This is a genomic window from Microcoleus sp. MOSTC5, assembly GCF_036701825.1.
GTDB classification, from domain to species: domain Bacteria; phylum Cyanobacteriota; class Cyanobacteriia; order Cyanobacteriales; family Microcoleaceae; genus Microcoleus; species Microcoleus asticus.
Map to the genome: position 1 here is coordinate 14431 of NZ_JAUBRK010000040.1, position 23964 is coordinate 38394.

19 protein-coding genes and 1 riboswitch are annotated in these 23964 nt (G+C 49.0%); of the genes, 11 read left to right on the forward strand and 8 right to left on the reverse strand.

Annotated features, from left to right (window positions below):
- Window positions 1-65 precede the first annotated feature (65 nt).
- The gene (gene gltB, locus QUA54_RS21470) at window positions 66-4652 is read right to left on the reverse strand and encodes a glutamate synthase large subunit (RefSeq protein ID WP_333416217.1); all 4587 of its coding nucleotides are present in this window, start codon (window positions 4650-4652) and stop codon (window positions 66-68) included.
- Between the two features lie 523 nt (window positions 4653-5175).
- Between gltB and QUA54_RS21475 the strand changes: the two genes are divergently transcribed.
- The 3 genes from QUA54_RS21475 to QUA54_RS21485 all read left to right on the forward strand — a co-directional run bounded on the left by QUA54_RS21475 (window position 5176) and on the right by QUA54_RS21485 (window position 6322).
- Window positions 5176-5595, forward strand: a complete 420-nt coding sequence (locus QUA54_RS21475; RefSeq protein ID WP_172190009.1) for a phosphomannose isomerase type II C-terminal cupin domain — start codon at window positions 5176-5178, stop codon at window positions 5593-5595.
- Window positions 5596-5743: 148 nt separating this feature from the next.
- The gene (locus QUA54_RS21480; protein WP_172190011.1) at window positions 5744-6073 is read left to right on the forward strand and encodes a HesB/IscA family protein; all 330 of its coding nucleotides are present in this window, start codon (window positions 5744-5746) and stop codon (window positions 6071-6073) included.
- Between the two features lie 102 nt (window positions 6074-6175).
- The gene (locus QUA54_RS21485) at window positions 6176-6322 is read left to right on the forward strand and encodes a hypothetical protein (RefSeq protein ID WP_333416218.1); all 147 of its coding nucleotides are present in this window, start codon (window positions 6176-6178) and stop codon (window positions 6320-6322) included.
- A 133-nt stretch (window positions 6323-6455) separates the two neighbouring features.
- On the opposite strand, the gene QUA54_RS21490 is transcribed toward QUA54_RS21485, so the two are convergent.
- The 4 genes from QUA54_RS21490 to truB form a co-directional block, all read right to left on the reverse strand.
- A complete protein-coding gene (locus tag QUA54_RS21490) occupies window positions 6456-7442 on the reverse strand; it encodes a glycosyltransferase (RefSeq protein WP_333416219.1) in 987 nt (328 codons plus the stop codon).
- A 238-nt stretch (window positions 7443-7680) separates the two neighbouring features.
- On the reverse strand, window positions 7681-8895 hold the full coding sequence (locus QUA54_RS21495; RefSeq protein WP_333416220.1) for a response regulator: 1215 nt from the start codon (window positions 8893-8895) through the stop codon (window positions 7681-7683).
- 216 nt (window positions 8896-9111) lie between these two features.
- Window positions 9112-9342 carry a membrane protein insertion efficiency factor YidD gene (yidD, locus tag QUA54_RS21500; RefSeq protein ID WP_172190019.1) on the reverse strand — a complete coding sequence of 77 codons (231 nt, stop codon included), beginning with the start codon at window positions 9340-9342 and terminating at the stop codon, window positions 9112-9114.
- A gap of 147 nt (window positions 9343-9489) precedes the next feature.
- Window positions 9490-10431: a tRNA pseudouridine(55) synthase TruB gene (gene truB, locus QUA54_RS21505; protein ID WP_333416221.1), complete on the reverse strand. Its 942-nt coding sequence runs from the start codon at window positions 10429-10431 to the stop codon at window positions 9490-9492.
- Here truB and QUA54_RS21510 point away from each other — a divergent pair.
- Window positions 10388-10570, forward strand: coding sequence for a hypothetical protein (locus QUA54_RS21510; RefSeq protein ID WP_333199420.1), 183 nt, complete (start codon window positions 10388-10390; stop codon window positions 10568-10570). The two genes, truB and QUA54_RS21510, sit on opposite strands and share 44 nt — an antisense overlap.
- Before the next feature lie 168 nt (window positions 10571-10738).
- Here QUA54_RS21510 and QUA54_RS21515 read toward each other — a convergent pair whose 3' ends face one another.
- Window positions 10739-11485, reverse strand: coding sequence for a calcium-binding protein (locus tag QUA54_RS21515; protein WP_333416222.1), 747 nt, complete (start codon window positions 11483-11485; stop codon window positions 10739-10741).
- A 40-nt stretch (window positions 11486-11525) separates the two neighbouring features.
- Window positions 11526-13340 (reverse strand): allophanate hydrolase, encoded by a 1815-nt coding sequence (atzF, locus tag QUA54_RS21520; RefSeq protein ID WP_333416223.1) that lies wholly within the window; start codon window positions 13338-13340, stop codon window positions 11526-11528.
- A 531-nt stretch (window positions 13341-13871) separates the two neighbouring features.
- A riboswitch (guanidine-I (ykkC/yxkD leader) is annotated at window positions 13872-14026 on the forward strand.
- 142 nt (window positions 14027-14168) lie between these two features.
- Between atzF and QUA54_RS21525 the strand changes: the two genes are divergently transcribed.
- The 7 genes from QUA54_RS21525 (at window position 14169) to uca (ending at window position 22698) form a co-directional block, all read left to right on the forward strand.
- A complete protein-coding gene (locus tag QUA54_RS21525; protein WP_333416224.1) occupies window positions 14169-15236 on the forward strand; it encodes an ABC transporter substrate-binding protein in 1068 nt (355 codons plus the stop codon).
- A gap of 116 nt (window positions 15237-15352) precedes the next feature.
- Complete coding sequence (locus tag QUA54_RS21530; protein ID WP_333416225.1) at window positions 15353-16204, forward strand: ABC transporter permease; 852 nt, start codon at window positions 15353-15355, stop codon at window positions 16202-16204.
- 167 nt (window positions 16205-16371) lie between these two features.
- Window positions 16372-17148 carry an ABC transporter ATP-binding protein gene (locus QUA54_RS21535; RefSeq protein WP_333416226.1) on the forward strand — a complete coding sequence of 259 codons (777 nt, stop codon included), beginning with the start codon at window positions 16372-16374 and terminating at the stop codon, window positions 17146-17148.
- 66 nt (window positions 17149-17214) lie between these two features.
- Window positions 17215-17415: a hypothetical protein gene (locus QUA54_RS21540; protein ID WP_333416227.1), complete on the forward strand. Its 201-nt coding sequence runs from the start codon at window positions 17215-17217 to the stop codon at window positions 17413-17415.
- A gap of 26 nt (window positions 17416-17441) precedes the next feature.
- Window positions 17442-18173: an urea amidolyase associated protein UAAP1 gene (locus QUA54_RS21545; RefSeq protein ID WP_333416228.1), complete on the forward strand. Its 732-nt coding sequence runs from the start codon at window positions 17442-17444 to the stop codon at window positions 18171-18173.
- A 77-nt stretch (window positions 18174-18250) separates the two neighbouring features.
- A complete protein-coding gene (locus QUA54_RS21550; RefSeq protein WP_333416229.1) occupies window positions 18251-18892 on the forward strand; it encodes an urea amidolyase associated protein UAAP2 in 642 nt (213 codons plus the stop codon).
- Window positions 18893-19080: 188 nt separating this feature from the next.
- The gene (gene uca, locus QUA54_RS21555) at window positions 19081-22698 is read left to right on the forward strand and encodes an urea carboxylase (RefSeq protein WP_333416230.1); all 3618 of its coding nucleotides are present in this window, start codon (window positions 19081-19083) and stop codon (window positions 22696-22698) included.
- 92 nt (window positions 22699-22790) lie between these two features.
- Here uca and psbA read toward each other — a convergent pair whose 3' ends face one another.
- On the reverse strand, window positions 22791-23873 hold the full coding sequence (psbA, locus tag QUA54_RS21560; RefSeq protein ID WP_333416231.1) for a photosystem II q(b) protein: 1083 nt from the start codon (window positions 23871-23873) through the stop codon (window positions 22791-22793).
- Window positions 23874-23964 lie beyond the last annotated feature (91 nt).

Here is a 23964-nt window from a genome sequence, read left to right on the forward strand (position 1 = left end):
TGAAATTGATTCCCAGGCTTTGCCTGGGAACGAGAGAGGTGCGCAGTGCGCACCCCACAGAAACCCTAGCTACCGCCAATCCGGGCCACATCGCGAGCATTTTCTTCAAATGCAGCCGTCAGCGCATCATCACCGCTTAAACCCGATGCGATCGCCCTTTCAATAGCCTGCAACACCCGCTTATAATCCCTCGGCATCACCTTCACAAACACCGGCACCATCTCATCCCACGCAGCCAAAACCTTGGATGCTTTCGCACTTCCAGTCAAATCAACGTGAGTCTGAAGCATCTGCCGCAAATCGCTAATTTCCTCAACATCCTCCAGTTTTTCCAAATCCACCATCGACATATTGCAGCGAGTAGCAAAATCCCCCGCTTCATCCAAAATGTAAGCAACACCGCCACTCATACCCGCTGCAAAATTGCGCCCGGTTTCGCCCAAAACTACAACTTTGCCGCCTGTCATGTACTCGCAACCGTGATCGCCCACACCTTCAACTACCGCATTCACGCCGGAGTTACGCACCCCAAAACGTTCGCCCGCCATCCCTCGGATGAAAACCTCACCAGCAGTCGCGCCGTAAAGCACTACGTTACCGACAATCACGTTTTCTTCCGCGACAAAGGTAGAAGCTGGCGACGGATACAGGATAATCTTGCCGCCGCTGAGCCCCTTGCCCAAATAGTCGTTAGCTTCGCCTTCGAGCTCCAGGGTGACTCCCTTGGGTACAAAAGCCCCAAAGCTTTGCCCGGCGCTGCCTTGGAAGTGCAGGTGCACCGTGTCATCCGGCAAACCTTCCCAGTTGCGTTTGGTGATTTCGTTGCCGAGAATTGTGCCGACAACCCGGTTGACATTGGTAATCGGCAGTTTGGCGTGGACTTTTTCGCCATTTTCGATCGCACCTTTGCACAAATCCAATAACACAGTCATGTCGATCGACTTTTCCAACCCGTGATCCTGCGCCATCTGACAGTAACGGCCGACATCCGCCCCAACCTCCGGCTGATAAAGGATTTTGGAGAAATCCAAACCCTTAGCCTTCCAGTGTTCCACAGCTTGCTGAGGTTCCAAAACATCAGTGCGGCCAACCATTTCATTCAGCGTGCGGAAGCCCAACTGCGCCATAATTTCCCGGACTTCCTGCGCGATGAAAGTCATAAAGTTTACCGTGTGATCGGGGTCGCCGGTAAAGTTTTTCCGCAGCAGCGGGTCTTGCGTCGCCACGCCCACCGGGCAAGTGTTTTGGTGGCACACGCGCATCATGATGCAGCCCAATGTTACCAGCGGCGCGGTCGCAAAACCGAATTCCTCCGCACCAAGCAAGGCAGCAATTACTACATCGCGGCCGGTTTTCATTTGACCGTCAGTTTCCACGACAATCCGGCTGCGGAGATTGTTGAGTACCAAAGTCTGGTGAGTTTCCGCCAGTCCCAATTCCCAAGGTAATCCCGCGTGTTTGATCGAAGTTTGCGGCGAAGCGCCGGTTCCGCCGTCGTAGCCGGAAATCAACACGACATCGGCGTGGGCTTTCGCAACCCCGGCCGCGATCGTCCCGACTCCAACTTCCGACACCAGTTTCACGCTAATCCGCGCTTCCCGGTTGGAATTTTTCAAGTCGTGAATCAATTCGGCCAAATCTTCGATCGAATAAATGTCGTGGTGAGGAGGAGGCGAAATCAATCCCACACCCGGAGTCGAGTTCCGCACCTTGGCAATCCACGGGTATACTTTTTTACCGGGCAACTGTCCGCCTTCACCTGGTTTCGCGCCTTGCGCCATCTTGATTTGCAGTTCCCGCGCTTGGGAAAGGTACAAGCTGGTAACGCCGAAACGCCCGGAAGCAACTTGTTTGATCGCGCTGTTTTTCGAGTCGCCGCGATCGTTCGTCCAAGTGTAGCGTTCCGAGTCTTCCCCGCCTTCACCGGTGTTCGATTTGCCACCAATGCGGTTCATCGCGATCGCCAGAGATTCGTGGGCTTCTTTAGAAATCGAACCGTAACTCATCGCCCCAGTTTTAAAGCGTTTGAGAATAGATTCGATCGGCTCAACTTCCTCAATCGGTATCGATTCCCGCTGCTTGAATTGCAACAAACCGCGCAGGGTAAAATGCTGCTGGTTTTGTTCGTTAACCAGCCCAGAATACTGTTTGAAAAGCGTATAACTGCCCTCGCGCACCGACTTTTGCAGCGCGTGAATTGTCTGCGGACTAAACAAATGCGCCTCGCCTTCTTTCCGCCACTGATATTCGCCGCCGACATCGAGAGTATGTCCGCTGGATGGGCGGTCTGGGAAAGCGTGAGTATGGCGCAAAATTGCTTCTTGGGCGAGGACTTCGAGGTCTACCCCTTCAATCCGCGAGGCTGTCCAAGCAAAGTATTTATCGACTACGGATTTGTTTAAGCCGATCGCCTCAAAAATCTGCGCGCCGCGATAGCTTTGAATTGTGGAAATCCCAATTTTCGAGGCAACTTTCGTCACACCTTTAGTTGCCGCTTTGACGTAGTTTTTGCAAGCTGTTTTGTACTCGACATTTAGCAGCAATCCTTCGCGGATCGAATCGGCGATCGTCTCGAAGGCCAAATACGGATTGATCGCGCCGCAGCCGTAGCCGATTAAAGTCGCAAAGTGATGAACTTCCCTCGGTTCGCCGGATTCGAGCACGAGTCCCGCCCGCGTGCGCGTACCTTTACGGATCAAGTGGTGGTGCAGGCCCGCAACTGCCAGCAGCGCCGGAATTGGGGCTTTGTCTGGACTGATCCCCCGATCGCTCAAAATGATGATATTCACCCCGGAGGCGATCGCGCTGTCTGCTGCTGCAAAAACCTCTTCTAACGCTTGTTCTAGACCTTTCACGCCGCTTTTGGGATCGAACAAAATCGGCAGTGTAATCGACCGGAAATTGCCCTCATTTACGTGTTTGAGCTTAGCTAATTCTTCATTGCTGAGAATTGGCGTTTTCAGTTCAATCAAATGGCAGCTTTCCGGTTCTGGTTTGAGCAAATTGCGTTCAGCGCCGATCGTAGTTTCGGCAGAAGTTACAATTTCTTCGCGGATAGAATCAATTGGCGGATTGGTAACTTGAGCAAACAACTGCTGGAAGTATTCGTAAAGCAGTTTTGGGCGGTTGGAAAGCACCGCCAGCGGCGTATCCGCACCCATCGCACCGACAGCTTCCACGCCATCTTTTGCCATCGGCGCTAACAGCAACCGCAGTTCTTCAAAGGTGTAGCCGAAAGCCATTTGGCGCTGGATCAATGTTTCGGGGTGGGATTCTGGCAATGCCGGCGCATCTTTCAGTTTGGCGATTTCGACCATGTGCTGGTCGATCCACTGGCGGTACGGGTGTTCGGAGGCGATTTGATGTTTGATTTCTTCGTCAGAAACGATGCGGCCTTCTGCTGTATTTACCAGGAACATCCGCCCCGGTTGCAAGCGGCCTTTTGAGACAATTCGTTCTGGGGCGATCGGCAAAACTCCGGCTTCCGATGCCATAATTACCAAGTCGTCTTTGGTAACGCAGTAGCGGGAAGGGCGCAAACCGTTGCGATCGAGCACTGCCCCGATCGAAGTACCGTCAGTAAAGGCGATCGAAGCTGGGCCGTCCCAAGGTTCCATCAAGCAAGAATGGTATTCGTAGAAAGCCTTTTTCTCGTCACTCATCGACTCGTGGGCTGTCCAAGGTTCGGGAATCATCATCATTACAGCGTGCGGCAAAGAACGCCCGGCCAAATTCAGCAATTCCAAAGCATTGTCAAAAATCGTCGAGTCGCTGCCTTCGATGTTGATTAAATTCGGGATTTTCTTCAAATCGTCTCCGAACAGTTCCGACTCGAACAGCGATTGCCGCGCGTGCATCCAGTTAATGTTGCCGCGCATCGTGTTAATTTCGCCGTTGTGGGCGATGTAGCGGTAAGGGTGCGATCGTTCCCAGCTCGGAAAAGTATTCGTGCTGAAACGCGAGTGAACCAGGGCTAGAGCGCTTTCCATATCGGGGTCGTGCAGTTCGGGATAGTAATCCCCCACTTGCACGGGCATTAACATACCCTTGTAGACGATCGTCCGGCACGAGAGAGTGGAATTGTACCAGTAGGGGTCTGTGTTAGTCCTGCGGATGGCATTGTGAGCGCGCTTGCGGATGACGTACAGTTTCCGCTCGAAGGCCGCCTCGTCGATACCGGCGGCGCGCCGCAGGAACACTTGCTGCATGAAGGGTTCGCTAGATTTGGCGGTTTCGCCGAGGGACGAGTTGTCCGTGGGAACATCTCGCCAGCCGAGCACTTCCTGGCCTTCTTCTGCCGCGATTTCCTCAAAAATGCGTTGACCGTTTTCCCGTTCAGTTCGATTTGGCGACGAGTAAATCGCGCCAACGCCGTACTCGCCGGCTTCTGGAAGTTCGATGTTTAGGGCCGCGGTTACTTTCTTGAGAAACTTGTGGGGCACCTGCATCAAAATGCCCGCCCCGTCTCCGGTGTTGGGTTCGCAGCCGCACGCGCCCCGGTGGTCGAGGTTCAAGAGGATTGTCAGTGCCTGCTCGACAATTTCGTGGGATTTGTTACCCTTCATGTGTACGATAAATCCGACTCCGCAAGCGTCGTGCTCGAACTGCGGATCGTATAGGCCTTGTTTTGCTGGCAGTTCGTTGCTGTTCATTTTGATGTTTTCCTAAAAGTGACGAAAAAATTGCGATCGGCAGAGTACCGAGCTTTTTATTGTACCTAATCTGTATTTTCTAATTATGTCTGCTTGTAACTTTTAAGCTTAAGAAAATTGTTATATCTCAGCAGTCATGATTCATTAGCCATGAGTCATTAGTCATTAGTCAGAAGAAAAATTCTCTCCCTGTCCCTCCCTGTCCCCCTCTCTCCCTCTCTTCCCGTCTCCCACTCCCCCCTCTCCTCTTCCCCCGTTAAGCTTCTTTAAAGCACAGGCCTTTGAGAATGAAGATTTGATGTAGATTTGGGCGATCGCAAATACGGGGTTACAACTGCTGTGATGATTTTGCTATGGTGGTCAAGGTGGGTCGATCGGGCAGAGCATACAAAAGTGCAAAACTCTACAGTCCGCTAACCGGTTCGCGCGATCGGACTTCGGTTTTAAGGATAAATTAGCTAATATCACAATCCAACGTTGTTTACCACAGGATTCAACAAGCAATCCTCAAGGAGTGAAAATCATGGTACAGATTCAAGAAATTTCTCAAGTATCTACTCTGCACGCACCTGCTGCACCCAACGGAATAGCCGCTACAGAATTGCGGCCTTGGGGTTCATTTACAACTTTAGAAGAAGGCCCAGGATATAAAATTAAGCGGATCGAAGTTAAGTCCGGACACCGCCTCAGCCTGCAAATGCACCACCACCGGAGCGAACACTGGATCGTGGTTTCTGGTACTGCAAAAGTTACTTGCGGCGAAACAGAAATTGTTCTGTTTACCAATCAGTCTACCTACGTTCCTCAGTGCACTTCTCACCGCCTGGAAAATCCGGGAGTTATCCCCCTGATTTTAATTGAGGTGCAGAATGGCGAATATCTCGGAGAAGATGATATTATCCGCTTTCAAGACGATTATGCTCGTAATGAAAAGGCTAAGTAACTCAAGTTGCTAAAGATATAGCGGTAAGGTGCGCTGTGGCGCACCCTACATTCTCCGGGTAAGGTGCAGGGCTAGGCGCACTCTAAATTTCTCAAAACTCAACACTACTCCCAAATTATTACCAATTACCAATTACCAATTACTCATAATGATTCATCTGAGCAAAACAGCAGCAACAGAAGTAACGCGCCTCAAGTCGAAGCATCCGAACCCCAATGCTTTATTTCGTGTGGGCGTGGAATCGAGCGGCTGCTCGGGTTTGTCTTATACAATGGCATTTGACGATGCGCCAGCCCCAGAAGACGCTGTATGCGAGTCGGAGGGAATTTCCGTTGCGATCGACCCCCAGCACTTAAAATATCTCAATGACCTCACCTTGGATTATTCAGAAGACTTGATGGGCGGAGGTTTTCGATTTCACAATCCCAATGCCGCCCAAAGCTGTAGCTGCGGGAACTCCTTTTCGGCCAAGGAATAATCAATACGATCGCACTCAAAGACTTAGAAAAAGTCCAAAAAACCTTCAAATAAGCCGAGACTATCAATATCGACGCCAGTTCAGAATTAGGAATTGACGGCAATGGAGATATACACCATTGAAGGCAGAGCACTTACACAACTCGATGAGTTAAGAATGCTGGAAGCAGAAGGAAACGCCTGGGTGCGGGTGGGAGCAAAACATGGGTACGAGTTTACAGCAGAAGAAGCCGTCAATAAGCATCAATAAATTATCCAAGAACTATCGCGGCTATGGCAGCGAAACTGAAGCGGGTGATATAGCAATCCTATTTAATTCGCGAACAGACCTCACCAAAAGCTGGTTTGTATTGAGGACTAAAGTCCTGTTTTAAAGCTTTTAATCAAGCTGGCGTACCGAGAATAGTCCACTGCATTAACTGCTGCCACTCGGGAGATTGAGCTAATAAATCTGCATCCAATTCATTGCCCGCATCCTGCGAAAATTCGGCGAAACATTCCACCCAATTAATTACTGTTTCCACAGGCAAATAAGGCGTATAATTCCAAGAACGCTGCAAAAACTCTACCATCTCAACAGAATGACCGGTGCGGTGCAAATACCAAGCAATCCAAACTAAGGTACTGTACTTGATTTGCTTTTCCAACAAACGTATTTTATCCGGCAATTCGGGGCGAGAAAAAAAATTTTCCATGACTGCAGCGAGGGATTTAGCCTGGGGTAAACCTTTGTACATGGCGCTTTGTTCGTGCTGGCGGTAGCAAACAGTTACTTGCTGCAGCCACTCTGCTTCGCATCCCATTAAGGCTAAACGCAGCACTAAATCTGTATCTTCTGCCGGGGGAAATCGAGGGTCAAATCCCCCGGCGCGCTCTAACCAATGCCGGCGAAATACCATCGCGCTGGGTAATACTGGTTTCCATCTGAGCCACATTTCTAAGTCTAATTTAGGGACGTTTTGCCAGGGCTTGACATCTTTTAGCGGTTCGCCTTTACTGTTGACTAGACGCCAGCCGCTGTGGACTATTCCTAGATGTGGTTTCGCTGCAAATACAGCCATTTGTGCGGCTAATTTGTCGGGAAAAAAGTAGTCATCTGCATCTAGAAATGCGATGAATTCTCCTCGCGCTAGTTCGATGCCGCGATTTCGGGCCATCGAAACTCCTTGATTTTGTTGGTAAATGTAGCGAATTCGATCGCCATATTTATCTAAAACTAAATTGGTGTCGTCTCGGGAGCCGTCGTCTACTACAATAATTTCCCAGTCAGCAATTGTTTGGTGCAGCACGCTATCTACTGCTTGGCCGACGTAAGCAGCGCAGTTGTAAGCCGGAATCACCACGCTTACCTGTGGGTTTCGGTCGCTCATAATTAATATCTAGTTTGATGGAGCAATAGTCCGGACTGTTTTAGTTCGTAGTCTGAAACCTTCGATTTTTCGTTGGTAGCTCAATTGCCTTGGAGCCTTGAAACCCTTATTCTACGGTTTGCAATCAAAAACTGTCCGAAGTATTGATGGATTATACCATTTTAAATTTTATATTTTAGTAGGATGCCCCGAAGGCTGACGCAGCCAATAAGCGATGCTTTGTGAGTATAATTTGGGTTCAAGAATTTGCCAAGGTAAATTGGTGCGAGTTCAATATATCAGGGCGGCGAATTGCTAAAGGGTGGCGATCGCCTTTTACCTTCAAATACTTGTCAGCTATTTGCAAAACCTGTTCTGGATCGGCCGGCTTGCTCAAAAAATCGGAAGCACCTGTAAATTTCGCTCGCGTGCGGTCAATTATACTGTCTTTACCGGTCAAAAACACGATCGGAGTTTCCCGAAAAGCCGGTGTCTTCCGCAAAAAATTGCACAAAGCAAAGCCGCTTGTCTTGGGCATCACCACGTCCATAAAAATTAAAGCAGGCTTGTGTTTGGCCAGAATGCCCACTCCCTGCATCGGGTCTTGAATTTTTAGGACTCGATACCCCTCCGGCAATAAAATTTGCTCTAAAAATTCGCATACTGTCGGACTGTCATCGACACAGGCAATCAAAGGGCGACCCGGTTGGGCGATCGCCGCGGCAAGGCGCCACTGTTCTATAGGTGACGGCAAGTCTGGTACTGTTCGGAAATTTACTAAACCTTGCTTCATGTAATTAATTAAAGCGCGAGTTGCCACTGTCACGCACTGCTTTTTCTTAAATGCAATATCCCAAAGAGTATTCTCGCCGTTAAATACGTTAGCCAAAGCGATCAAAGAATTAGAACTAAATCGATTTTCCTGCAACTGGGCCGACGCTTTTAAAAGCGGTGCTTGTTCTGGATCTACCAGCCACAAACCCATTTCTTTCCACTTCTGCCAAATTTGTTGTGTAGAGCACATAATCTTCTCTACTTCCGTCAAAGACAGCAGTAAAGAAGAGGTAATTGTAGAAAAATATTTTTGGGACGGACGCCACTCGCGGCGCAAACCCGATTGACCCATCAGAGCAAAAAACACTTCGGAAAGGCTGGTGTGGACGATCGCCCTAGCTTGTTCTAAACTCATTTCGCTGGCTGCTACCCCTCGCTGAAGCAGTTGATATTCCCAGAGTTCTCCAGCATCGAGGTCTCTGAGATCCACTTGAAAGTTTCGACAGTGTTGCCCGATCGCCCTGTACCAGCGCCTCGATCTGTGTGTTCCTCCTGTGGCATAAACCAAACAACCCTGAAAAAAGTAAAGTTGCCACTGTTGTTCCCCTTGTTCTAACAACAATTTCCCCGTTGCTTGTTTCTGGCTGAGTACAGCCAGAGTATGGGACAACATTTTGTATCCGATTGCGGTAGCAGACATATCAACTCGCATCCCCTGTACTCTGTTTGTACCATTATATCGCTGCTCAGTTGTGAAATATAACAGTAATATTACTGAATTTGGGTCAATAAAAACAACTAATCCTGCCAATTTACCCCCCTCAGGGAGTGATTCCCCTCAGGAGTTTTAGCTATGAAGATGCAACGCCTATTTGCACTATTAACTAACAAAAAAAATACTGCTTCTGACTAATAACTAATTCCCCTCGCTATCTTTCGGAGGTACTGGATCGTAACCCCCTGGATGAAAAGGATGACAGCGCAAAATCCGCTTAACCGCCATCGAGCCGCCGCGGCCCGCCCCAAATCTTTCTATTGCTTCGATCGCGTATTGCGAACAACTCGGTTGAAATCTACAAGCGTTAGGTAGGTAAGGAGAAATCCCCATTTTGTAGCCTCGGATTAATCCGATCAGCAATATTTTCACAATTTTTACCTCAGCGATTGATTAGATTAATAGCAAAATCTCGTTCTGTACCGCTGTAAACTAGGTGAATCGAGGGCATTCCCAGCAGCTAGAATTCCGCCAACTTTTCCAGTACCAATTATACCTATTTTCATTTTTTTTAGATAACTAAAGCACAATTTGAGGAGATAATATGGTACTTGTCTCTGAGTTCGCTACTTGACCGATACCTAAGAATTTACCGTCTCGATCGTAAACCTGCAAGGGATAGGGAGGTTGGAGTATTGGGTTGTGGAGGGGATTGTTGCTAGTTTCCTCATCTCCCCCGATCGGCGTTTCGGGAATTGGGAGGCGTTGTCCTTGAAACCAGCGTGTGGTATATTCAGGGGAAAGAACGATCGCGCCTAAATGTCCTAAAACCGCCGATGGCAAAATCGGGCAGAATTTATCCTCCTGCAATTGCAGTTCTAATTCTTCAAAACTTAGACTTTGGTCGATCGAAAAACCGCTACTTTCAGTGCGAGTCAAACGGGCTAAAGTACCGCCTGCATTCAACACAGCGCCCAAATCCCGCGCGATCGCCCGAACGTAAGTACCGGCCCCGCAGGCGATCGACAAATCCAATTCAGGAAAATCCCCCGATCGCCAATCCAAAATTTCCAGGCGAAAAACCTCAACATTCCTAGCAGCAACCTCCACAGTTTCGCCTTTTCTTGCTAACTCATAAAGGCGTTTTCCTCCCACCTGAACAGCACTAAAACTCGGTGGAAACTGCTCAATTTTTCCTATAAACTTTGGCAGTGCAGCTTGCACTTTTTCCAAACTCAACTCTGGCACCGGTCGAGAATGGATAACTTCTCCTTCTAAATCGTCAGTAGCAGTAGTTAAGCCAAACCGAATCGTGCCTCGGTAAGCTTTATTGTGTTGGAGAAATTGCAGCAGTCTGGTTGCTTTGCCCAGGGCGATCGGTAAAACGCCAGTCACAGCAGGATCGAGGGTTCCTCCGTGTCCAACTCGCTTGAGTTTCAATAGCCGGCGCACTCGCCCCACGCAGTCGTGAGATGTCATGCCCGCAGGTTTGTTGAGATTGAGAAAACCGTCAGTAGTCATTAGGAAGAAGGAAGAAGGAAGAAGGAAGAAGGAAGAAAGAAGAAGGAACAGGGAAGAAGGAAGAAGGAAGAAGGAAGAAGGAAGAAGGAAGAATGCAACGGGCAATGTATGGAATTTAACTGATAGAAACAAGCAATAAAAAAGAATATTAAAAGTTTTAAAATTGCTTTCTTTTTGCTCGATAAAGCTAACGTTACTCACAAGGGAAAGTGGTTTTTAGTTAAAAAGTTCAACATTAAAAACTTAAAACTAAAAAGTCCCCCCCAGCCCAATGATCAATTCCCAATTCCCAATTACCTCTTCCCAATTAAAGAATAAAGTCGGCCTGACTGATAGAAGCGCGGGCAACTCCGAATAAAGTAGCCAGAGTTTGCTTGGTGCTTGTAAGCTGAATAATTGTACTCGGCGAAGTTCCTGCCCCAGCGGAAATGGTGAGTTGGCTAAAGGTGAGGCCGGCAGTCAAGCGAATTTGATCGGTACCATTAGTAAAATCTGTAATCACGTCCCCCTCTGTCAAACGCCCGATCGCAAAAGTATCGTTTCCGGCGCCGCCAGTTAAAGTATCATTGCCGCGATCGCCCGATAAACAGTCATCGCCGATGCCACCAACCAGCGAGTCATCGCCGGCACCCCCAAAAAACGTGTCATTACCCGCGCCGCCCAACAAAATATCGTTGTCTTGGTTGCCAAACAGCAAATCATTGCCGTCCTCGCCGCTTACCGAGTCAGAACCTTTGCCACCGTAGAAAGTCTCGTCGCCCACGCCGCCCAAAACGCTGTCGCGGCCGGCACCGCCGAACAGTATGTCATTGCCAGCGTCGCCCAGAATTGAGTCATCGCCGTCGCCGCCGTAGAGGGAATCGTTTCCCCCTAAGCCGAAAATGGTGTCAGGGCCACCCAAACCAAATATCAAGTCAGCGCCCCCAGTACCTCTGAGGGAGTCGGGGCCGCTGGTGCCACTCCTGCCGCTAGCTGCCCCTCCGGGACTCGTACCGGTGGTGGGGGTTGGGGTTGTGACTCTGGGAATTGGTTGAGATAGTCCTGCTGATGGCATGATTCTGAAGATGGGTAGAAATTTGCCATTCTAACTTAGCTTAAAACCGGAAGCTATAAGCTCGCCAACCCCCCAGATCGGAAATATCGATCGCATCCGCCACAGCATAAGATTCGCACAAAAAGCCCTGCACCATAGAGCCGTCCTCCAACACCAGCGTACCAATTCCCAGGGGCGGGGGAATTTTAGTGACAAATCGGCCGAAAGCCGCGATCGACAACTCCCAAACTTCCACCTCGATCGCACTACCGCCCTCGTTCTGGCGCACCAATCCCGGCTTGGGAATCGCAGTACCCGTCAAAGCGTACAGCCTGTAAATCGGGCTGGTACGGCAGGCGCGAACCAAAATGCCTCCCCCCTCGATTAGTTGATAATTCAGCGGCTCACCCATCAAATGAGCGCCAACCACGGCTATTTTGACTTGTTCTTCTGAGGAAGATTCGGCTGCGATGGCGGGTTCCGGGAGGGTTGGCAGCGGTAGGTCGGTTGCGCCCAAAGTTCCCCCCAAGCTGGCGTGGAAAGCAGCTCCCAGGCGGCAGAGCGATAAATCGTGCCACGCAGGAGCCATCAGTGTCAATCCTGCGGGCAATCCGCTGCTTTGAAACCCGCTGGGAACTGCGATCGCGCACAAATCGAGCAAATTTGCAAAGTTCGTGTAGCGCCCGAGATTGGTGTTGAGCGCGATCGGCTCGGCTGCAACTTCTGCGACAGTATAAATCGTGCCTGTCGTCGGTACCGCCAACACATCCATTGACTGCCACTGAATTTCTGCTTGCTGGCGGAGTTCGGCCAATCGATACGACGCGCGGTAGGCTGAGACGGCATCGTAGCGTTTGCCGCCGCTGATAATTTCGTACACTATCGGATCGATCGCATCTGGGTGCGCGTCGAGGAAATCGCCGATCGCCGCCAACCTTTCTGCTACCCAAGGCCCGCCGTAGAGCAGTTCGGCAGCCTCCGCAAAGGGTTTGAAGTCAATAGGTGCGATCGTGCAGCCCAATGATTGCAAGCGCGCGATCGCCTCCCGGTAGCGCTGTTCGGCTTCTGCATTCCCGAAAAATTCCAGTTCGCCGTCTCCGGGAACTCCCACCCGTAACCTGGATAAATCCGGCAAAACTTTCGTTTCAGGGCGGCGAGAAAACGCATCCTCAGCGTCAAAACCGCTGGCTACTTGCAGCACCGAGGCCGCATCCGCACAGGTGAGAGCGAACACTGAAACGCAATCGAGCGATCGCACTGCCGGCAGCAGGCCGCGAGTGCTTACCAGCCCGCAACTTGGCTTCAGCCCGACTATGTTGGTAAAAGCAGCGGGAACCCGCCCCGATCCTGCGGTATCGCTACCCAGAGCAAAACTTACCAATCCGGCCGAGACTGCTGCGGCGGAACCGGAACTCGATCCTCCTGGGATGTAGCGCCGATCGAACGGATTGCGGCAAACTCCATAAGGCGTGCGGGTTCCCACCAATCCCGTGGCAAATTGATCCATGTTAGTTTTGCCGATCGCGATCGCACCTGCCGCGCACAGGCGCTCTACGACTGCGGACGATCGCGCTGGAGTGCGAGCAAACTGCGGACATCCCGCTGTAGTGGGAACGCCCGCCCAATCGAGATTATCTTTGATCGCAAAAGGTATTCCGTAGAGCGGCAACTGCTGCGGGTCTAGGTTTTGCAAGGCTTTGGCGCGTTCGAGGGTTTCCGCCAGCGGTGCTAAATAAATCCATACCGCCGGATCTGCATAGCGTTCGATCCGATCGTACACGCTCGCGATCGCATCTGCGGGCGCGAGCGAGCCGGTGCGGTAGCGATCGAGCAGCGAATGAATGTCTAGACTGTTGCTGTAGTTAAATTTTTCCATGATTCACCGTCAATCGATTTTAGATTTTAGATTTTAGATTTTAGATTGAAGAGTTGACTTCACAGGCTGTGTTTGGCGATCGTTCGATTTGCGATTTGCGATTTGCGATTTTAGATTGAAGAAATGACTTCACAGGCTGCGTTTGGCGATCGTTATTACAAATAGAATGTTAGTTTACCGCATTGTCGATCGCCTCCGCATCCAGTCTAGGGCGATCGAAGTATTTCTCAAAAAATCTTCAACCCTGGCCTTGCGGGTTGAATCTGTGTGTCCGTAAACTTCGCGATTTCCAACCGCCCGGTTTAATCTTCTAAAAACCTTAATTTGACAAATTAGAGAAAAACCATTTTTTGTAACATTTTACACATTTTATTATCAAATTTGCTGTTACCGTTTGAAACGTATCAATCTAGTAGGATTGCACCCTACAGTATGCTTACCTTTCACAAAGCTAAGTGCATTGCTGTTACGAACAGTCTCGAATAACTCCTTGGGTTGCAAACAGGACTTATACAGACAAAAACAAAAAAATTTAATAGCTTCTAGGGTTCCGATTTGAATCAGTTTCTAACTCAGCTTAGACAGTTCAAGTGCTGGTCCGAGAGAAGCAGACTGGTCATCCCAATATTTTATTAATTTGAGGGGAACACTAGCCAGTTACACGGCGGGATAAAAGCCCGGGAGAAACGCGATCGGTCAGCAAGACTCGGTTCGTTAGCTCTCGGGCTTTATCCTTGTATATCAAGGGTTTGCGGGAGCTAAGGAAGCCAACGAAGGTGCAAAAGCTCGATCGACATATTCACTTTTAACCAGCAACCAGAATATGCTATGAATATCCGATATTGCTCCCCAAAAATAATGCGATCGCCCCTATCCTACTGCGCCATATTTTTCATTACCTTGTTTTTCGCGATCGGCTGCGTCAACCCGGCAATTTATATCAAAACCACGACCGAAACAGAAGCAGCCTCTTCAGTAAGTGCTGACGCAGTTCGCCTCGGATTCAGCGCGTGGCCCGGCTGGTTTCCTTGGCAAATTTCCAAAGAACAAAAGATATTTGAAGCCAACAATGTTGGTGTAGACTTAAAATGGTTTGACGGCTACTTAGAATCGATCGGCACCCTCACAGCAGGACAGATAGATGCTAACAGCCAAACCCTCGGCGATACAGTAAACTCTATATCAGGCGGTGCAGATCAAGTAATTGTTTTAGTTAACGACAATTCGACGGGTAATGACAAAGTTATTGTCGCCGAAGGCATCAATTCCGTTGCAGATTTGAAAGGTAAAAAAGTGGCAGCAGAAGAAGGTACAGTCGATCACTTTCTATTACTGTTAGGGCTGAGGAAAGCAGGTTTATCAGTGCGAGATATTCAATTTGTACCCCTAGAAACTGGCAAAGCTGCGGCGGCTTTCGTCGGAGGACAAGTCGATGCGGTGGCAGTATTTGCGCCGTTTACCACGCAGGCATTAAAACGCTCGAACAGCAAGGAACTGTTTAGTTCAAAAGACTTTCCGGGGGCGATTTCCGATCATTTGGTATTCACGCGAAAGTTTATCGGCGAACACCCCGATCGAGTGCAATCCCTGGTCAATTCATGGTTTGCCACATTGGAATACATAAAATCAAATAAAGAGAAATCTTACCAAATTTTAGCAAACCGCGCCGGAGTCAGCGTAGAGGAATACAAAGAATATGAAAACGGCACTAAGATATTTACGGTCGAGGAAAACTTGAAAGCCTTTCAACCGGGAAACGACATGACATCATTGCAGTTTGCGGCGGCAGAAATGACCAAATTTCTCGTAGATGTAAATTTAGCCAAAACCCAACCAGATATCAGCAAATTATTTGACGATCGCTTTATCAAAGCTTATTCTGAAGGTAGAAGCTAGAAGGCAAAAAACCAAAATTTCATAAATTACAGACACAATAAACTCTCACAAATATTGCTTTTTTAAATTACCAAAAACTAATCAAATTCCTCGATAAACCCTTCTGCAATTAAATCATGCCACCAAATCCCGATCCCGGAGCCCTCCCATCTCAACTCAAGCAAAAAAGCCTAAATCCCACCGTTTTCTGGCGGATTGCGGAAGAGATACCACAACCCCTGAATATTGGGTTAACGGTAACATCGATCGCACTGCCGCTGCTGCTGTGGTGGCTAGTAACAACCTTCGCCAACGTAGACCCCAAATTTTTGCCTTCACCCGGCAAAGTTGTAGAGGCATTTGGCCGGCTGTGGAACACTCGCGAACTTTTGAAAGACACGGTAGCGAGTTTGTGGCGGGTGGGAGTGGGCTTTCTGTTCGCCTTGCTTTTTTCCATACCAATTGGCGTGCTGATGGGCAGTTTTCCCAGCATTCGCGCCTTGCTAGAACCCATGTTCGGCTTGATGCGATATATGCCCGCACCAGCATTCATTCCCCTGCTAATTCTTTACTTGGGAATCGGCGAAGAGCCCAAAATTACCCTGATATTTATCGGTGTCTTTTTCTTCAATTCGCTGATGGTGATGGATACAGTCAAGTTTGTTCCAAAAGACTTGATCGAAGCTACTTATATGTTGGGCGGCAATCGCTGGGAAATTCTCACTCAAGTTATTTTTCCCCACGTTTTGCCGGGAATTCTTGATGCTAGCCGCATCAACTTAGCTGCGGCTTGGCAATTGGTAATCGTCTCGGAATTGATTGCTGCCACCGAAGGCTTGGGCCGCCGGATCAGCGTCGCAGGTCGATTTCTCCGAACCGATGAAATTTTTGTGGGGCTGATTGTCATTGGGGCGATCGGACTGACTTTTGACTTGCTTTTTCAATATGTGCTGCGGGTTTCTTGTAAATGGTCAAGTCAGAAACAGTAAGCAGATGTTGAAGGAAGGGGGAAGGAAGAAGGAAGAAGGAAGGGGGAAGAAGGCAGTGGTGTAAACTAAGATTAAAACCCAGGCGAGATATCGTTTTTAGTCCTAAAATTTACCGATTTTGGGTATCAAAAAATCAAATTTTTACTTACAATACAGAGGATAAACTCATGTTTCTGGAAATCAACAATCTGCACAAAAACTTTGAAACGAAAAACGGTAAATTAGTTGTCCTCAAGGACATCAATATGAGCATCAAGCAAGGCGAATTTATCTGCGCGGTAGGCGCATCCGGTTCGGGCAAATCTACTCTTTTGAGGCAGATTGCGGGATTGGACAAGCCGACAACCGGAGAAGTGAAAATTGACGGCAAGGAAGTTATTTCGCCTGGGCCCGATCGAGGTATGGTATTTCAGCATTACACTCTTTATCCTTGGATGAACGTGCAGGAAAATGCCGAGTTTGGCCTCAAACTTCAAGGCGTTGCCAAGAAGGAGCGGCGCGAACAAGCGAGCTATTATTTGAGTGTGGTAGGATTGACGCAGTTTGCTTCGTCGCTGCCGAAGGAATTGTCGGGCGGGATGAAACAGCGGGTGGCGATCGCCCGCGCCCTCGCTTCTGAACCTAAAGTGTTATTAATGGATGAACCTTTCGGCGCCTTGGATATCCACACTAAAGAATCGATGCACGAATTCATGCTCGATTTGTGGCGCCGCACTCAGATTACAATCTTTATGATTACCCACGATGTCGAAGAAGCGGTGTTTCTTTCCAATCGAATTTATGCTTTGGGTGCTCGTCCCGGTACAGTGAGAAAGGAAATGTCGATTAATTTGCCCGATCGCACTCCCAGCGTTAAACGGCACGCCAAATTCCACGATTATCGCGACGAACTCATGGATTTGATGCGGAAACACGGACAGGAAGCAGTTGCAATGGCTGCTTAAATAAAAATAGGTTTGTAGTTGCACATTTTGGGCCTGCGCCAAGAGTTCAACTACAAACCTAAGTAAGTGGAAACTCAACATCTTGCACCATTGTCAATTACCTATTTAGGAACGGGTTCTCCAGCCCGTTCCACAATAAAGTTGAGTTTTGTGGAACGGGCAAGATGCCCGTTCTTGAGAATGGTTCAAGATATCAGTGGAGATAAATTTTACATTCGGAAAGTGCGCGTTTTGCAGCTACAAAATACTATTGTTTTGTTTTGCTAACTACCCAAATACATCAGGAGGAACTCATGGTGCAACTATCATCGATCGACACAAAATCTCAACTCAATTCCGACCTCGTATTAATGCAAGAAACCGTACCGGGCGGCGCTTACTGGTCGGGGGTCATCAAGCGGGGAAACACCCTGCGAATCACCGATTTAGAAGGCTCTCGCGGCGTTTCCATGCTGTGCTACAACGCCGACAATGCGATCGAACGTTTCAACGCAGCAGACACCGCCAAAATTCAATTCAACGCCTTTCTCAAACAAGGCATGGTGATCTACACAGACATGGGACGCATCCTATTTTCTATCACCCAAGACACCTCCGGCTGTCACGATTTGCTAGCAGGATGCAGCAACGCCATTAGCAATGCCAAAAAATACGGCGAAGGAGACTGGAAAAACTCCCGCGACAACTTCCTCAAAGCCCTAACTCGGTGGGGTTTAGGCAAAAAAGATATCATGCCCAACCTCAACTTATTTACTCGCATTGCCGTCAAACCAGACGGCACGATGGAGTTTCGCGAAGGCTGCGAAAAACCGGGGAGTTTTATCGATTTGCGAGCCGAAATGAACGTATTGACCATTATCTCTAACTGCCCCCACATCCTGCATCCGGGTTCAACTTACGATCCAAAACCCATCCAAATTCAGATTGTGAAAACCCCCGCACCCGCACCAGACGACTTGTGCCGCACCGCCAACCCGGAAGCAGTGCGCGGCTTCATCAACACCGATGCTTTGTTCGTGCAATAGACCCGATTCCACAACTCAATCTTATCCGCAGCAATCTGCGGTGAAAAATTCTGCACTTCCCTCACAAAAAGTGAATCATGACTGCAACTACCCAACAAATCCTCGCTCCAGAAACAGCAATTTACAACGAAGTTTTACCCGCCAGACATCCCTGGTCTCGTGTCATCAAAAAAGGACAGATTCTCCGCATTGTAGATTTAGGCGGAAATCAAGCAGTAGACTTTTTGGTTTACAATGCCGATGACCCGTCCGAACGCTACAGCGCCCCCGATACGATCGTCAATCAAGGCAACATCTTTGTCACTACCAACAGCCAACTCATTTCCAACGAAGGGCGAGTCCTGATGACCATAATTGCTGACTCCTGCGGGCGGCACGATACCTCCGGCGGCGCCTGTAGCTGCGAGAGCAATTCGGTGCGGTTTGGACTCGATAAAAAATACCAGCACGCCTGTGTTGAAAATTTCCTCGCCGCAATTCTTCCCCACGGTTTGGGTAAGCGAGATTTAGTCAGCAATATCAACTTCTTTATGAATGTTCCGGTTAGCGAAGATGGCACGCTTGAAATTGTTGACGGCATCTCCGATCCGGGAAGTACAGTTGATTTGCGAGCCGAAATGAACGCGCTGGTTGCTATTTCTAACTGCCCGCAAATGAACAATCCTTGCAATGCTTACAATCCTACGCCGATTCAGTTGATTGTTTGGGATGCGGTGTAAAATAGCGTGGGTACTGCCTCCGCAATCTTTTTAGGGCGGGCTAGAAGCTCACCCCACAAGAAAATTCACTCTTGGTGGAACAGGCATCTTGCCTGTTCTTCAGGATAGTACAAGGTGTAAAGAGATACCCATTAAGAATTACCAATTACCAGTTATCAATTACAAATTACAAATTACAAATTACCTAAATGTTTGACAAAGTTTTGATTGCAAATCGCGGTGAAATTGCCTGCCGAATTATCCGCACGCTCGATCGCCTCGGAATTGCTTCGGTAGCAGTATATTCTGAAGCCGACGCCCGCGCCAAGCACGTTTTCGCCGCCAGCGAAGCCGTTTGTATCGGTGCAGCCGCCGCAGCCGAGAGTTATTTGCGGTTCGATCGCATTCTCGAAGTTGCGCGCCAAACTAAAGCTCAAGCTATCCATCCGGGTTACGGCTTTTTGAGCGAAAATGCTGAATTTGCCGAAGCTTGTGCAAGCGAAAATATTGCATTTATCGGCCCGACTCCGAGTCAGTTGCGCTGCTTCGGATTGAAGCATACCGCGCGGGAAATAGCCGCTGCAAATCAAGTGCCGCTAACTCCCGGAAGCGAACTTTTAGCAAGTTTAGAGGATGCGGAAAAAGCGGCTGGGGCGATCGGCTATCCGGTGATGCTGAAAAGTACCGCAGGCGGCGGCGGCATCGGTTTGCAGGCTTGTTTTGGCGATCGAGATTTGGCAGAAGCATTTGAAAAAGTACAGCGTTTGAGTCAAAGCAATTTTAAACAAAGCGGCGTTTTTTTAGAGAAATACATTCAAACAGCCAGACACATTGAAGTCCAAATCTTTGGAGATGGCAAAGGAAATGTCATAGCCTTGGGCGAGCGAGATTGTTCGGTGCAGCGGCGCAATCAAAAAGTAATTGAAGAAACCCCCGCCCCTGCTATTAGCGACGAACAGCGAAATCAGTTGTACGGTGCAGCAGTCCGGTTGGGAAAAGCCGTAAATTACCAGTCAGCCGGTACTGTTGAATTTGTATTTGATGTCGATGCGAAACAGTTTTATTTTTTGGAAGTCAACACGCGCTTGCAAGTTGAACACGGCGTTACTGAAGCTGTCAACAATATCGACCTCGTTGAGTGGATGGTTAAACAGGCTTCTGGAGATTTGTTCCCCCTGGAAGAGTACCGCTATCGGCCGCAGGGACACTCCATTGAGGTGCGAATTTATGCCGAAGATGCCGGCAAGAATTTTCAGCCGAGTTCCGGGTTGCTGAATCAAGTTGCGTTTCCCGAAAACGTCCGCTGCGACAGTTGGATAGAAACCGGCACGGAGGTTACTCCTTTTTACGATCCGCTGCTAGCCAAAGTAATCGTTTGCGGGGATAATCGAACCCAGGCGATCGCTCAACTCAAAGCTGCTTTAGATGCCAGTGAAATAGCGGGAATTGAAACTAATTTAGATTACCTCCGCCAGATTTTGGACGATTCCCGATTCAGCCGGGGCGAACTGAGTACGCGCTTTTTAAACTCTTTTGAATACGCACCTTTAACGATCGATGTATTGGATGGGGGAACCTACAGCAGCATTCAAGATTATCCGGGGCGGATTGGCTATTGGGATGTTGGCGTGCCGCCTTCTGGGCCGATGGATCATCTGGCATTTCGATCGGCAAATCGTTTAGTAGGAAATCCCGAATCAACAGCAGGATTGGAATTCACAGCGACAGGCCCTACTCTGCGGTTTAATGCCGATACAGTTATTAGTTTGACTGGTGCAACTATGAAGGGAACGCTAAACGGCGAATCGGTGCCGTTTTGGACGGCAATTCCCGTAAAAGCTGGCAGCATTCTCAAGTTAAAAGCCATTCAAGGCGGCGGCTACCGCACTTATTTAGCAGTCAAACACGGCTTTAATGTCCCCGATTATTTGGGCAGCAAATCAACTTTTGTACTGGGCAAATTTGGCGGACACGCGGGCCGCACGCTGCGTCCGGGAGATGTGTTAAAACTCAACCAAACTGCAACTCTGGAAGCGGAATTATCTTTGCCTCCGGAACTAATTCCCACCTACAGCAATAATTGGGAAATCGGCGTTTTGTACGGGCCTCACGGCGCGCCGGATTTCTTTACTGAGTCAGACATCGAAATGTTTTTCTCCACAGAATGGCAAGTGCATTACAACTCGACGCGGACGGGCATTCGGCTGATCGGCCCGAAGCCCACCTGGGCGCGTCAAGACGGCGGGGAAGCGGGTTTGCACCCGTCTAACATTCACGATAATGCTTATGCGATCGGCACGATCGATTTTACGGGCGATATGCCTGTAATTCTCGGTCTTGACGGCCCGAGTTTGGGAGGTTTTGTCTGTCCTGCTACTATTGTGCAGTCGGAATTGTGGAAAATCGGGCAACTAAAACCGGGGGACAGCATTCGCTTTCACTGTTTGAGTTTTGCTGAAGCTTTGCAGCGGGAATTAGCACAAAATCTGCAAATTGCTACTTTTAGTTTGCCTGTTTTTGGGGAAAATGCGGAGGAATTGCCCGCCGTTCCCGCTTCTCCAATTTTGCACCAAATTCCCGAATCTCCGGGACAGGTTGCTGTTACTTACCGTCAAGCTGGGGATAAATATATTCTAGTTGAATACGGCCCGTTGGTGCTGGATTTAAATTTGCGTTTTCTGGCGCACGCATTGATGGAACATTTGAAAGCAAATCCGTTGCCTGGTGTTATCGAATTAGTGCCGGGAATGCGATCGCTCCAAATTCACTTTGAGGGCCGCCAGATTTCGCAACAGCAGCTAATGCAGGCGCTGATTGCGGCGGAGGCGGAACTTCCGGCGATCGAGGATTTGGAAGTGCCGGCGCGAATTGTGCACTTGCCTTTATCTTGGGAAGATGAATCGACGCTGTTGGCAATTGAAAAATATATGCAGTCTGTGCGATCGGATGCACCTTGGTGTCCCAGCAATATTGAGTTTATTCGCCGCATAAACGGGCTTGAAAGCATCGAACAAGTCAGAGAAATTGTATTTAATGCTAGCTATTTAGTGATGGGTTTGGGAGACGTTTATTTAGGCGCGCCCGTTGCAACTCCCCTCGATCCGCGCCACCGTTTGGTTACTACTAAATACAATCCCGCCCGCACTTGGACTCCTGAAAATGCAGTTGGCATTGGCGGCGCGTATTTGTGCGTTTACGGCATGGAAGGGCCCGGAGGTTATCAATTTGTCGGTCGCACGGTGCAAATGTGGAATCGGTTCAAACAAACGGCGGATTTCCAGTCTGGTAAACCTTGGCTTTTACGGTTTTTTGACCAAATCCGATTTTATCCGGTTTCCCATGAGGAATTGCACCGCTGTCGGGAAGCATTTATCGAAGGGAAGTTTAAATTAAAGGTTGAGGAAATCACTTTTAATTTGAGAGAATACAATGAGTTTTTGCATTCCATTGCTAACAGTGCGGCTGAATTTAAAGCGCAGCAGCAGGCCGCATTTAATGCAGAGCGCGATCGCTGGGCCGCATCCGGGGAATTTGAAGCTGAATCTGCAGCAGAATCCTCGGCGGATGTGGCTTCTGAAACAGCGGCGGAGGTTACTTTGCCGATCGGTTGTGAGGCAGTTGTCGCTCACGTTTCGGCCAATGTTTGGCAGGTGCTGGTTAATGTTGGAGATGCGGTTGCAGAGGGCGATCGCCTGTTAATTTTGGAAGCGATGAAAATGGAAATTGCTATTACTGCTGATGTTGCGGGGACTGTTGCCGAGTTGTTTTGTGAAAAGGGGCAAACGGTGACAGCCGGACAAATTCTAGCGGCTGTTCAACCCCATTAAAGATACTTCAAATCCCCGCAGTAAAAATATTTTTCCCCAAACAAAAAGCGCCCCTATTTCTAGGAGCGCTTTTTGTTATCGAGGACTAAAACTTAGCCGTTGATAGAAGGAGCAACCATTGCTACGGGAGTTGTCTCACTAGCAGCCAAGTCGAGAGGGAAGTTGTGAGCGTTGCGCTCGTGCATTACTTCCATACCCAAGTTAGCGCGGTTGATGACATCAGCCCAAGTATTGATGACACGACCTTGAGAGTCGATAATCGATTGGTTGAAGTTGAAACCGTTCAAGTTGAAAGCCATCGTGGAGATACCCAAAGCGGTAAACCAGATGCCGACTACTGGCCATGCACCTAACAAGAAGTGCAAGGAACGGCTGTTGTTGAAGGAAGCGTATTGGAAAATCAAACGACCGAAGTAGCCATGGGCTGCGACGATGTTGTAGGTTTCTTCTTCTTGACCGAATTTGTAACCGTAGTTCAAGGATTCGGTTTCGGTTGTTTCGCGAACCAAGGAAGAAGTAACGAGAGAACCGTGCATTGCAGAGAACAAGCTACCACCGAAGACACCAGCTACTCCCAACATGTGGAAGGGGTGCATCAGGATGTTGTGCTCGGCTTGGAACACGATCATGAAGTTGAAGGTGCCGGAGATACCCAAGGGCATACCGTCAGAGAACGAACCTTGTCCGATGGGGTAGATCAAGAATACTGCGGTTGCTGCTGCTACTGGTGCAGAGTAAGCGACGCAGATCCAAGGACGCATACCTAAGCGGTAAGACAGTTCCCATTCACGACCCATGTAGCAGAAAATGCCGATGAGGAAGTGGAAAACTACCAATTGGTAGGGGCCGCCGTTGTACAACCACTCATCGAGGGAAGCTGCTTCCCAGATGGGGTAGAAGTGCAAGCCGATGGCGTTGGATGAAGGAACAACTGCACCTGTGATGATGTTGTTGCCGTACATCAAGGAACCTGCTACTGGTTCGCGGATGCCGTCGATGTCCACTGGAGGGGCAGCGATGAAGGCGATGATGTAGCAGATGGTGGCGCCCAGCAAGGTGGGAATCATCAAGACGCCGAACCAACCTACATAAATGCGGTTTTCGGTGCTGGTGACCCAGTTGCAAAACTGGTCCCACAGGTTGGCGCTTTCGCGCTGCTGTAAGGTTGTGGTCATGGTTTTATGATTGCTTTATTTGGTTGTCAATGTTCGGATGATGTTTCTATTATTAACGGTGTTGTTAAGGTTTGTAAAGGGGTTGAGCGAC

Bases quoted from the DNA above. Each gene is read 5' to 3' on its own strand.
- QUA54_RS21525 (WP_333416224.1), top strand. From the start codon at position 14,169: ATGAATATCCGATATTGCTCCCCAAAAATAATGCGATCGCCCCTATCC.
- QUA54_RS21550 (WP_333416229.1), top strand. From the start codon at position 18,251: ATGACTGCAACTACCCAACAAATCCTCGCTCCAGAAACAGCAATTTAC.
- QUA54_RS21485 (WP_333416218.1), top strand. From the start codon at position 6,176: ATGGAGATATACACCATTGAAGGCAGAGCACTTACACAACTCGATGAG.
- psbA (WP_333416231.1), bottom strand. From the start codon at position 23,873: ATGACCACAACCTTACAGCAGCGCGAAAGCGCCAACCTGTGGGACCAG.
- QUA54_RS21515 (WP_333416222.1), bottom strand. From the start codon at position 11,485: ATGCCATCAGCAGGACTATCTCAACCAATTCCCAGAGTCACAACCCCA.
- QUA54_RS21530 (WP_333416225.1), top strand. From the start codon at position 15,353: ATGCCACCAAATCCCGATCCCGGAGCCCTCCCATCTCAACTCAAGCAA.
- QUA54_RS21480 (WP_172190011.1), top strand. From the start codon at position 5,744: ATGATTCATCTGAGCAAAACAGCAGCAACAGAAGTAACGCGCCTCAAG.
- QUA54_RS21535 (WP_333416226.1), top strand. From the start codon at position 16,372: ATGTTTCTGGAAATCAACAATCTGCACAAAAACTTTGAAACGAAAAAC.
- QUA54_RS21490 (WP_333416219.1), bottom strand. From the start codon at position 7,442: ATGAGCGACCGAAACCCACAGGTAAGCGTGGTGATTCCGGCTTACAAC.
- gltB (WP_333416217.1), bottom strand. From the start codon at position 4,652: ATGAACAGCAACGAACTGCCAGCAAAACAAGGCCTATACGATCCGCAG.
- atzF (WP_333416223.1), bottom strand. From the start codon at position 13,340: ATGGAAAAATTTAACTACAGCAACAGTCTAGACATTCATTCGCTGCTC.
- uca (WP_333416230.1), top strand. From the start codon at position 19,081: ATGTTTGACAAAGTTTTGATTGCAAATCGCGGTGAAATTGCCTGCCGA.
- QUA54_RS21495 (WP_333416220.1), bottom strand. From the start codon at position 8,895: ATGTCTGCTACCGCAATCGGATACAAAATGTTGTCCCATACTCTGGCT.
- QUA54_RS21475 (WP_172190009.1), top strand. From the start codon at position 5,176: ATGGTACAGATTCAAGAAATTTCTCAAGTATCTACTCTGCACGCACCT.
- QUA54_RS21545 (WP_333416228.1), top strand. From the start codon at position 17,442: ATGGTGCAACTATCATCGATCGACACAAAATCTCAACTCAATTCCGAC.
- QUA54_RS21510 (WP_333199420.1), top strand. From the start codon at position 10,388: ATGCCCGCAGGTTTGTTGAGATTGAGAAAACCGTCAGTAGTCATTAGG.
- truB (WP_333416221.1), bottom strand. From the start codon at position 10,431: ATGACTACTGACGGTTTTCTCAATCTCAACAAACCTGCGGGCATGACA.